The organism is Moritella sp. PE36 (genome assembly GCF_000170855.1).
Taxonomy (GTDB): domain Bacteria; phylum Pseudomonadota; class Gammaproteobacteria; order Enterobacterales; family Moritellaceae; genus Moritella.
In genome coordinates, this window is the sequence record NZ_ABCQ01000004.1 from 1 (window position 1) to 11,263 (window position 11,263).

Genomic DNA, 11,263 nt, shown 5'->3' on the forward strand with positions numbered 1-11,263 from the left:
CGAGTGCCCGCTATCGCTTCTTTCTTTCAGACTTACACTTTGAACCTTATCCAACCGCCTCCATAATTAACTTCTATAAAGGTAATTTACAAGCGTTGCTCAGTAATCCTTTCTTCAAAGATTTGCTCAATAAAAACGCGAGTTTAGTGCGTTTAAGTAAAGCCCAAAAGGGTTAAAAACAAGCCAACATTAGCCATGAACTTGCTCCTTCAGGTTCAATTTATCGATGGCTAAATTAAACAGTTCATGTGTACGACGTTTTTGTTCTGTTGTGGGTCGGTTATCATTTTCGTAGATCCAATCACAGGATTTGAGCACACTTTCACGTTCATGGACACTGGTTTCTGATTGCGATTCAGAAGGGGTGGAAAGCGCGGTCAACTCAATGATCAAACGACAATTATCATAATGAAACGGGACCCGCTGGAAAGCTTGATGGGCATAGTAGATAGCTTGATTGGCCGCATTCTCCTGACGTTTTTTTTGTGCTTTCTCCGTCAGTATTTTTCCTTCTTCTAAACGTTGTTGAATTTCATGTTTTGCACCATCCAACATCTTAACCTGGCTTAACATTAAGATATCATCATTGGTATTTTTACACAGTTCCTGCGCACGTAACACGGACTTTTCATACAGATCGGGGATCCCACATAATCCATATAGTCTGGTAATATTCAATTCTGTATAAAAGTCCACCACGGGTTTGTCTGCAGTATTCAGCTTATGTACCACTATCAATGCACTTTTGATATCGCCGTTAATATAAGCAAGGATCCCAAGCCCTATTAATAAATTAAACTCAGCGACACTATCCCCTTCAGCTTTAACACTAAAATCCTTAATTTTATACTGTGCTTGACTCACCAACTCATCATGATCTTTATCTACTTCGGTATATAAACTAGCAAGTAAAAGTGACACGTAAGTATTCATCGCAACACCGTAGCTATAACGGCTGGTTTCTTCCACTTTGGTAATAAAACGTTGAAATCCGGTCGCCGCTTTATCATGTTGCTGTAGCGCCGTATATAAATTGGCAAGGATGAGCTCGCGATGGGGATTTGCAGGGTTCACTTTATGTGCGATGTTAAATTCATGAATCGCATCCGGTAGTTTATCTCTTATCATCATACAACCAGCAAGGCTTTGGCGAGCAACAGGCTGGCGCGGATGCTTTGCTAATATGTCCTTAAAAATATTCTCGGCTTTATCCAAATCACCAAGCGATTGATAGGTCTGCCCCAAGCCTATTTCAGACCAAATAGAGTCCGTTTCTTCACAGGATTTTTGATAAAATGCCAAGGCCTCCTCATGCCGTTTTAAACGCAATAAGCAATCACCATAAATACGATTAATATAATTGACATACTGCGGAAAACTGGCGCGATAGCCATCACATAAATTTAATACTAATTGATAATCTTGATTGTCCATTGCCGATAATAACGGGGCAATGACGGCTTTACGCGCTAATACGATTTCAATCCGATTAATAAACTCTTGAGAACAAAATGGCTTAAGTAAATAATCATCGGGTTCTAATTCAATAAAATGCGTTACTACAGAAACCGAACTATCACCAGTAACACAAATAAACACCGTATCACGTGCAATTAACTTACGCTGCTTTACTTCATCAAAAATAAGCGCACCATCAATGTGATGGTTCATGTTGTAATCGCAGATGACCACATCATAGCGATGCTGAGACAATAAACGGATGGCTTTTAAACTGTCAGTAGTACTATAAATAAAATCATTCGAAACACCGGCACTGTTAAGCATCCAACGTATTAAAGATATGCTAAAAGTTGAGTCATCAATGACTAAAATCTTTTTCTTATTTATCACATTACCCCCCAAAATCCTTTTGAAAAATAACCTTATTAAATGAAACTCTGCCTTACTAAATATAGGACATAAGATACTATATGTTATTAAAATACCACAAAAAAATTAATGTTATTATGATTTACAGTGTTTTTATTATAAAAATACCGCTAACAGTAAATAAAGCGTTAGCGGTATGTGATATCACGGTGAAAGTGTGACTTTACTATTTAGCTGATAGTTGCACCATCTCGAACTGTGTATCACCAGTCATACCCGCTTGTTGAGTCTCCAGTAATGCTTTTGGTGCGGTTGCCACAAAACGGTATTCAGCTTTAACCAGTGTAATGACTTAGGGAAACATTAAGCGGTTTGTTTAAGTAGCTTAATGACCATCGAACAATTTAGAATTAACAACTTACTTAGGTGATAAAGTGAAATAAACACTACTCCTGAATACATATTTACTCATTAATGTGATCACATACGCTTAAGCATATGTAATTTAATGTATAATTCTGAACATATAAACGGCTTTAAAAGATGAGATTATGATTAGAAAGTACTGCAAATTTTCAATAAGCAATCCAAAACTCCATAAATTGCATATTGCTTTATTGCTATTTATAGCGGTGTATTCGACCTACGAGTTATTAGAAAATCATAATTTAATCTTTGCTTTAGGCTTTGTGGTTGTCATTCCATCACTATTTTTATTTGCTAAATCAGCAGAGTACGCGAGAAAGTACTTTCCCTAAAGAATCGGTAACACTGCTCAAGCAACTACCCCATAAATAATAAAGGCTGCACAATGCAGCCTTTATCGTTAACCTGTAAACGAATGCTTAGTTATTCATCGCAGGTTTACGTCTAGAGTGCATCAATACTAATCCAACCAGACCAATTGCACCAACCGCAATACCCACAGGTTGACTCACTTCGTGTGGTAAACCAAGTCCAATACCAGCCGTCACGATATACGACACCGTGATACTGGTGCCCACAACAGCAGGTAAACTAACAATCCAGTGGAACGCCCCGCGATCAAATAAATACTTGGTTGCTAACCACAATACACTGGTAGAAAGTAGCATATTTGAGAATGCAAAATAGCGCCAAATGAGTGAGAAATCAATTTTAGTCATGAAGTAAGCAATGACGAGGATTGGCACCGCAACTAATAAACGATTACGCATACTTTGTGGGATTTTAAATGCATCAATAATCGTTAAACGCAAAGAACGGAATGCCGTATCACCTGAGGTGATCGGGAAAATCGCCACGGCAATAATCGCCATAATGCCACCAGCAGCGCCAAGATATGTGGTCGCAACTTGATTAACAACCAAACCTGGACCACCCGCATCAAGGACACTTTTTAGTTCCACATAACCACCAGGGAATGCCGCGATACCCGCTAATGCCCATACACAAGCAACAATACCTTCACACATCATCGCGCCATAATAGACTGGGCGAACATATTTCTCATTAGTTAAACAGCGAGCCATAATCGGAGCTTGCGTTGAATGGAAACCACTGATTGCACCACAAGTAATAGTCACAAATAGTAATGGCCAAACAGGTAGTCCATCAGGGTTCGGTTCTAACAAATCATTGTTGTAATGACTGTGATCGAAATACGCGAATATATCACCGATTTCAGGTAACTGTGGCGCACTAAATATTAATGCAATAGCCATAGATAATGTCATTACGATCATTAACAAGCCAAAAATTGGGTACAATTTAGTAATAATCTTATCAATCGGTAACATGGTTGCTAAGAAATAATAAGCTAAGATCACTAATACCCAGAACACATTATTAGCCAAGAATGTATCTTCAAAATAAGATAAATTACTTAACAGACCTGCTGGGCTCATAATAAACACGACACCAACAAAGAATAACAGCATCGCAGTAAAAACGAGCATCACACCTTTAAAGTAGACATTAAAATAATGCCCTGCAATTTCCGGTAAACTTTTACCATCTTCTTTAATACTGAGTACACCAGAATAATAATCATGTACTGCACCACCAATAATATTGCCCAATACAATCCACACTAATGCGATAGGACCATATAACGCGCCTAAAATAGGGCCAAAAATAGGGCCTACTCCGGCAATATTAAGAAATTGAATAAGGAAGGCTTTAACGGGGTGAACGGGAACATAATCCACGCCATCTGCAAAGCGAGCTTGGGGTGTTTTTGCGAGAGGGTCGATACCCGCTTGGCGTTCTACAAAGGGACTGTAAAACTTGTAAGCGAGCAGCAAGGCTGCAATACAAATAAAGAAAATCAGCATTTAAAGGTCATCCATGTTGTGAAGTTAAAAGCTTTTGCTATTAATGTCATAAACTTACACCCAAGCTAAAAGTTATCAACCCTTAATAGGTATTCCCGTGCACTATGTCGTGTTTTGCGCTCAACTAAAAAGACCATAAACAATAATTATGCTTACGCTATCAATAAAAAAAACCAGTACAAGACTGGTTTGATTAATATATTATAGTTAAAACGAGCACTTATTTGGTCATGTTGTGCCAGCGATAAAACACCGTCGACAGCGGCGGCAACGTTAAGCGTAACGAATCGCTCAGCCCCTGACTCTGCACTTTCTCACTATCAGCACTGCTGACTACCGGATAATTACTACCCGCATAATACTCAGCATCGGTATTTAATAACAGTTCATAACGACCTGCATTCGGAATACCAAGACGGAAGTTATCCCTTGGTATGGGCGTAAAGTTACTGATCACCAAAATACGTTCGCCACTCTCGCTAATACGTTCATGGGCTAACACACTTTCGGTGTTGTTATCTTGTAAGCGCCACTCAAAACCGGCTGGGTCGCAATCAAGTTGGTACAAGGCCGTTTCACTTTGATACAACTGGTTTAAATCTGCGATTAACTGCTGCACACCGGCATTTTTAGGATCTTGTAATAACGCCCAATCCAATTCGGCATCATGATCCCATTCGCGTGATTGCGCTATCTCAGCCCCCATGAAGTTGAGCTTTTTACCCGGTTGGCCATACATATAACCCATGTAAGCCCGTAAATTAGCAAATTTCTGCCATTCATCACCGGGCATTTTACCCAATAATGAGCCTTTGCCATAAACCACTTCATCATGGGATAAGGCTAATACATAGTTTTCACTAAATGCATAAACTAACGGGAACGTGATGGTATCGTGATGGTATTTACGGTTAATCGGCTCTTCCTGCATGTAGTTTAGACTATCGTGCATCCAGCCCATGTTCCATTTAAAACCAAAACCTAAGCCACCTAAGAAAGTCGGTTTCGATACCCCAGGGTAAGCCGTCGACTCTTCTGCAATCGTCATGGCATTAGGGAAGTGGTTATAAATCTCTTCATTCATCCACTTTAATACCTTGATGGTATCGTAGTTATGATTGCCGCCATCACAGTTAGGGATCCATTCGCCATCATTACGCGAATAATCCAGATACAACATAGATGCAACAGCATCAACGCGGATACCATCGACATGAAACTGCTCGAACCAATACAAGCTATTCGATACTAAAAATCGCTGTACATGATCTTTACCACAGTCATAAATATAACTGTGCCAGTCTTGATGCCAGCCACGTTTCGGGTCGGGATCATTAAATAACGCCGTGCCATCGAAATTGGCTAAACCGTGATCATCGGCAGGGAAATGCGCAGGTACCCAATCGATGATGACACCGATGCCAGCTTGGTGACACTGATCAACAAAAAATTTAAAGTCATCAGGGTGACCAAAACGACTGGTCGGCGCAAACAGTCCAATCGGTTGATAACCCCAAGAACCATAGAACGGATGTTCTGAAATTGGCATCAATTCAACATGGGTATAATGCATTTTTTGTAGATACGGGATCAGCTTTGCTGCTAATTGACGATAATTTAAAAACGCATCGTTTTCATCTCGCAGCCAAGACCCGACATGGAGTTCATAAAATGATAATGCTTGTTTGTGTTTTTCGGTAACAGCACGTTGTTGCCAGCGATCATCTTGCCATTGATAGCTGTCTTGCTGATACACCAAGGAAGCAAATGAAGGGTACTGCTCGGCATGTGCCCCCCATGGATCGGCTTTATGTGGCAGGCTCTTACCATTACTATCCACAATGGCAAACTTATACCGCTCACCAACGTTTAAGTCCGCAATGAATACTCCCCACAAGCCAGCGTCCAATTGGCGCAAAGCATGATCGTTAGTATTCCAGTCATTAAAGTCACCAATCACGCTGACATTACTGGCATGCGGGGCAAAAATTAAAAAACGGACACCGGATATTTGTTTGCCTGCATGAGTGAAACTGACGCATTGCGCCCCCATCTCTGTATGCATTAATTTTGGCGTGTGTAATGTTTCCATACTTGGCATCAAGCCAGGATACGCGTCAAGGTTGTGGATCACGGCCACATTAGAAACCAACTTCATTGAAATTCCTTTATTCATTACTCGCGGCTGGCTTTCGCGCGGGCAGCAGTCAACTCTGCGGTTAAATAGTTAACGTTCGGGCAGCTGAACATGTCATCCAATGTTGCTGATAGTTTACGACGCCAATTCGGGTATTCATCTACCGTTCCTGGTACGTTAACAGGCTTATCCATGGCTAGCCAGTCTTCGAGCTGTAAACTCAACAAGCTACTTGAGCCTGCCGCTAAATGTAATTGTAAGCTGTTACTCAGTGCTTGGTCCATCGGCACATAGTCGGCATTGCGACCCACCGATTCCGCCAGTTTACCGTGCCACGATACACTATTGAGTATTTCTTGTTTCGACTTGCTACGATCATCAAACAAACCATTCAGCTGTGCTTGATCAGGATACAATCCAATCGTTTGACCTAATTTAAGATCTTCACAATGCCAGAAGCCACGCAATGTCGGCATGTCATGGGTACACAATGTGGCCATTGATTGCGGTTGATAATGTGCAGGTGAGAAGTAGCCACCATCTTCTGCCGTTTCAAAAAAGAATACTTTGTAAGAATGAATACCCGCGTCACTTAACAAGCTCACGATCTCATCAGGCACGGTGCCAAGATCCTCACCAATCACCGCGCACTGGTGACGCTGACTTTCTAACGCCAAAATAGACAACATATCCTGCACCGGATAATACATATAAGCGCCAGATGTGGCATTTTCACCTTTTGGTATCCACCACAGACGCAATAGTCCTAATACATGATCGATACGCAAGGCACCACAATGCTGCATGTTGGCACGTAATAGTTGAATAAAGGCATCATAACCCGTGGCTTTTAACTGCGCTGGATTAAGCGGCGGCAACCCCCAATTCTGTCCTAAAGGCCCTAATACATCGGGTGGTGCGCCAATGCTAACATCTTGACATAAGGTACCGTCATCCGCCCATACTTCAGCACCACTATCGGCAACGCCAACAGCAAGATCACGATAAATGCCCATATTCATCCCTTGTGCTAAGGCAAATTTTTGCACATCGGCGATCTGCTCATCCGCAATCCACTGCAAGTACATATAACGCTGAATCGCAGGCTGGTTTTGTTTAATAAACGCTTGTACTGCATCGCTATTGATATCACGTAATTCAGCAGGAAATACTTGCCAACCCCATACGCTATCATCTTTGTCGTGCAGCTGTTGATGCAGCGCATCGAAGCTTGCTTGATGTAATAAGCTATTGCCACCTTTCGCCACAAACGCAGCAAAATCTTGTGCTCGTTGGCTGTTTTTCGCTAAATGACGTTGTTGGAACTCAGTAAATAACAGCGGTAATACGCTCATTTTCAAACGTGATACTTCACTGTAATCAACCCATTCAGTAGCACGAACAGCATGTAAAGCTTGCTGGAACTCATTGCTACCGACACGCTCTTGCGCCGCTGAGCACAAGGCAAATTCAGGTACAGCAGACACATCTATGTATAACAGATTTAACCAACGGCGAGATGACGGGCTGTATGGGCTCGCACCTTCAGGATTAGCTGGAAATAAAGAATGAATTGGATTTAAGCCAACAAAATCACCACCACGCGCGGCAATATCAGCCACCAGCTGTTTCAGGTCGCCAAAATCACCGATACCCCAGTTATGATCGGTTTTCAGAGTATACAACTGCACGCTTGGGCCCCAAGACTTGTTGCCTTGTTCAATCGACGGCTGTTTGTAACACGCTTTGGGTGCAACGATGAGTGTCATTTCATAAGGCGATTTACGACGACGGCGTAATACCTGTAATTTGTGATAACCCAAGGCAAGATCATTGGGTAAAGAAAAAGTAAGCACCCCGCCGTCACCACGCGTATCGGTGACAATTTGCGATTGCAGATACCCCTCAACAACCTCACCTTGTTCCGTCTCTAGCTGCCAGCTAAAATCACTGACTCTGGCGCTTAGCCCCAAATTCAGTTCAATATGAATGGGCTCACCTTTTTTAACCACTTTCACCGCGGCTAGGATTGGCGTTTGATGTTTTTTATCCGCCGACGCCAGTAGCGTTTGTTCAGATTCAGTGTCATAACCTAGCGCAGCTAATAGGCGCGTTAGCGTATCATCGGAAACTACTTCATTGTTACCCCAAGCATTGGTATAGCTATCTGTGATACCCGCTTGTGCAGCAACTTGTTTCAGCACATTAATTTGTTCCATTTTACCCTCCATGAATACTTAACGGCTAACCGCGTTTAGTTGCCAAATGTTGTTAGCATAATCACGAATACTACGATCAGAGCTGAACTTGCCATTACGTGCGGTATTTAAAATTGCCATTTTAGCCCAGCCCTCTTGGTTACCATACTGCGTATCAATACGTGCTTGCGCTCGCACATAATCGGCAAAGTCAGCCAGTGCCAGGTACGGGTCACCGCCTTCTAACAAACTATGACGTGTCGCATTAAGTAAGCCTGGTTGACCGGGCGTAAACTCATCACCCGCCAGCAGATCCAGCGACGCACGCAGTAATCTGTCTGAGTTATAATAATCGTAGGGGTTATAACCTTGCGCCTGCAGTGCTTGCACTTCATCAACATTAAGACCAAAAATAAAAATGTTGTCATCACCGACTTCTTCACGGATCTCAACATTGGCACCATCCATCGTGCCGACAGTTAATGCACCATTCAGAGCCATCTTCATATTACCAGTTCCCGACGCTTCTTTACCCGCCGTTGATATCTGTTCAGACACATCCGCAGCCGGAATAATTATTTCAGCGAGACTGACTCGATAGTCAGGCATAAATACCACTTTCAAGGTATCACCGATTCGCGGATCATTGTTAATCTTTTCTGCTACCTTGTTAATTGCAAAGATAATTTCTTTAGCTAGCTCATATCCTGGCGCTGCTTTTGAAGCAAAAATAAACACTCTTGGCTGCATTTTGAAATCAGCGTCATTAATTAAACGATGATACAGCGACAAGATATGTAATAAATTAAGGTGCTGACGTTTATATTCATGTAGACGTTTAATTTGCACATCGAAGATCGCATCTGGGTTAATCGTGAGCCCCATATTTTCAGCAACCCAATCTGCTAAACGTTGTTTGTTGGCTTTTTTAACGCGCATAAAGTCCGTTTGGAATTGACTGTCGTCAGCAAATTTTTCTAATTTTTGCAGCTGATCCAGGTCTTTGATCCAACCAGATCCAATCTTACTGCTGATTAGCGCTGACAGTTTTGGATTACAGAACTTCAACCAACGACGTGGTGTCACACCATTGGTCACATTGTGTAATCGCCCCGGGAACAACTCATTAAACTCTGGGAATAAATCACGTTTAACCAACTCAGAGTGCATCGCAGCAACACCATTGACCGCATAAGTACTGGCGACACATAAGTTAGCCATACGCACACGACGTTCGTCCCCTTCTTGGATAATTGACAGCTTACGCAACTTCTCAACATCACCCGGCCACTTGTCAGCTACTTGCCCCATTAGGCGTAAATTGATATCAAAGATGATCTCCATATGACGGGGTAATAACGTCTTCATCAAGCTCTCACCCCAGGTTTCTAATGCTTCAGGTAACAAGGTATGATTGGTATAAGCAAATGTTTTTGAACTGATCGCCCAGGCATCATCCCAACTTAATTTATGTACATCTAGCAATATGCGCAATAGCTCAGGGATAGCAATTGTTGGATGTGTGTCATTAAGTTGAATTGACTCTAACTTAGCTAAATCCAGAATCGAATGACCCGCGGCTTGATGACGACGTAAAATATCCGCCACAGAACAAGCACAATGGAAGTACTGTTGCATTAAGCGCAGTTCTTTACCCTTATCGTGATTATCATTTGGGTATAATACTTTGGTCAGGTTACCCGCCTGTATATGACTTGCTTGCGCTGCAACGTAATTACCTTCGTCAAAACGTTCAAGGTTAAACGGCGCTGGCGCACGACATTCCCATAACCGCAGTGGATACACGGAGTTATTGTTATAACCAACAATCGGTAAATCCCACGCCACGCCTTCTACGTGTAAACCCGGTAACCAACGACGTAGATTTAGGCCGTCATTATCTGTGTACTCTTCTACCTTGCCGTAAAAACCGACTTTTTGTGCTAGTTCCGGGCGAATCACTTCCCACGGGTAACCCGTTTCATCGCGCCATACATCCGGCGCTTCTTGTTGACGACCGTCATTAAAACTTTGCTTAAACAGGCCATATTCATAATGTAGGCCATAACCTACCGCAGGGTATTCTTCGGCTGCCAGTGAATCCATAAAACAAGCGGCAAGACGGCCTAAACCACCATTACCTAATGCCGGATCACGTTCTTCTTCTAATAAGTCAGTCAGGTTTTGACCAAACTCAGCCATTGCTACTGTCACTTCTTCATACAATCCCATGCTAATGAGGTTATTACCAGTAAGACGACCAATCAGAAACTCTAATGATAAGTAGTTAACACTGCGGGCATTTTTGATTTTCGGATCTTGCTCTGTCGCCAGTAAATTCATGGTTGTGGTTTCGGCTAGCGCATACTCCATCGCTAAGCGCCACGTGTGGGCATCCGCTTGCTCTGGAGAGGTGACTAATTTTGTTACTAGGTATTTATTAACCGCGGCCTGGAATGCTGTTTTATTAAAGCGTTTATTTACTGTCGATTTCATCTTACATCCTAATCTTTATGCTGTATTCGGTTTTGTGACTAAACCAAAAATTCAAAGTTGAAGTTAAAGTTAGATAACGTTAACTATAAAATTAAGTAAAAAGTCAATGTGATAAATCTTGCCCTAATCCGTAAACGCCAACATCCTCCTACGCCGACAAATTAAAGGAGGAGTAGCGTAGGCGTAGACGTGTCGACTTCTAGGCTGGCGTGATAGAGTTCGCAGTTTATGGGGGAGGATGAGCATATTTAAGTGATGTGAAGCGTATTATTTGCTTACCTGAATGT

5 protein-coding genes are annotated in these 11,263 nt (G+C 42.2%); all 5 read right to left on the minus strand.

Going from position 1 to position 11,263, the window contains the following annotated elements; genetic code table 11:
- Nucleotides 1-189: 189 nt before the first annotated feature.
- Entirely contained in the window at nucleotides 190-1,851 is a 1,662-nt protein-coding gene (locus PE36_RS03950; protein ID WP_083797972.1) for a response regulator, read from the minus strand.
- A gap of 824 nt (nucleotides 1,852-2,675) precedes the next feature.
- Nucleotides 2,676-4,145 carry a carbon starvation protein A gene (locus PE36_RS03955; protein WP_006030669.1) on the minus strand — a complete coding sequence of 490 codons (1,470 nt, stop codon included), beginning with the start codon at nucleotides 4,143-4,145 and terminating at the stop codon, nucleotides 2,676-2,678.
- 220 nt (nucleotides 4,146-4,365) lie between these two features.
- The gene (glgB, locus tag PE36_RS03960; RefSeq protein ID WP_043993884.1) at nucleotides 4,366-6,303 is read right to left on the minus strand and encodes a 1,4-alpha-glucan branching protein GlgB; all 1,938 of its coding nucleotides are present in this window, start codon (nucleotides 6,301-6,303) and stop codon (nucleotides 4,366-4,368) included.
- Between the two features lie 17 nt (nucleotides 6,304-6,320).
- Nucleotides 6,321-8,501 carry a 4-alpha-glucanotransferase gene (gene malQ / locus PE36_RS03965; RefSeq protein ID WP_006030671.1) on the minus strand — a complete coding sequence of 727 codons (2,181 nt, stop codon included), beginning with the start codon at nucleotides 8,499-8,501 and terminating at the stop codon, nucleotides 6,321-6,323.
- A gap of 18 nt (nucleotides 8,502-8,519) precedes the next feature.
- On the minus strand, nucleotides 8,520-10,976 hold the full coding sequence (locus PE36_RS03970) for a glycogen/starch/alpha-glucan phosphorylase (protein WP_006030672.1): 2,457 nt from the start codon (nucleotides 10,974-10,976) through the stop codon (nucleotides 8,520-8,522).
- Between the last annotated feature and the right edge of the window lie 287 nt (nucleotides 10,977-11,263).

Excerpts from the sequence above, each read along its gene's own strand:
- glgB (WP_043993884.1), bottom strand. The coding sequence starts at position 6,303 with ATGAAGTTGGTTTCTAATGTGGCCGTGATCCACAACCTTGACGCGTAT.
- PE36_RS03955 (WP_006030669.1), bottom strand. The coding sequence starts at position 4,145 with ATGCTGATTTTCTTTATTTGTATTGCAGCCTTGCTGCTCGCTTACAAG.
- malQ (WP_006030671.1), bottom strand. The coding sequence starts at position 8,501 with ATGGAACAAATTAATGTGCTGAAACAAGTTGCTGCACAAGCGGGTATC.
- PE36_RS03970 (WP_006030672.1), bottom strand. The coding sequence starts at position 10,976 with ATGAAATCGACAGTAAATAAACGCTTTAATAAAACAGCATTCCAGGCC.